Raw genomic sequence first — 634 nt, 5'->3', positions numbered from 1 at the left:
CCGTCGCCGAGCTGATGCAGACGGGCGCCACCGTCCTCGACGCCTCCCAGGTGATGGAGGGGGTGGCCGAGATGATCCACGACATCCAAGTGGAGGCCACTTTTCCCGACGGGACCAAGCTCGTCACGGTCCACCATCCGATCCGCGGCGCGCCCTCGGCGGAGGTGCCCGGCACGGTGACCACGCAGCCCGGCGACATCGTCTTCAACGCGGGCGCCGAGCCGGTGACCGTCGAGGTCGCCAATACCGGCGACCGGCCGATCCAGGTCGGCTCCCACTACCATTTCTTCGAGGTCAATCCCGGTCTGGTGTTCGACCGTGAGAAGGCCCGCGGCATGCGCCTCGACATCGCGCCGGGAACCGCCGTGCGGTTCGAGCCCGGCTCGACCCGCGCCGTGACTCTGGTGCCCTTCTCGGGTACGCGGACGGTCTACGGATTCCGCGGCGATGTGATGGGCACCCTGTGAGCCTGACCGACGAGGCCGATGAGCCTGACCGGGGCCTGATGGCCCTGGATGCGGAACCCCAACCGGCGGTCGCGGGAAAGAAGCGCGGGATCTGCGCGATCAGCGGCATCGAGATGGGGCGCCGCAACCTCGTATCGGTCGCAAGCCTCCGGGCCGCCCTGGCGGCG

General features: G+C 69.7%; 1 protein-coding gene. It reads left to right on the top strand.

Annotation, left to right across the window (positions count from 1 at the left end):
* The coding region (locus tag MZTS_RS24670; RefSeq protein ID WP_192285958.1) for an urease subunit beta at positions 1 to 467 on the top strand (467 nt) is incomplete at its 5' end.
* Positions 468 to 634 lie beyond the last annotated feature (167 nt).

The organism is Methylorubrum zatmanii (assembly GCF_014845115.1).
Taxonomy (GTDB): Bacteria; Pseudomonadota; Alphaproteobacteria; order Rhizobiales; family Beijerinckiaceae; genus Methylobacterium; species Methylobacterium zatmanii.
This window is presented reverse-complemented; position numbering and strand designations above follow the sequence as displayed.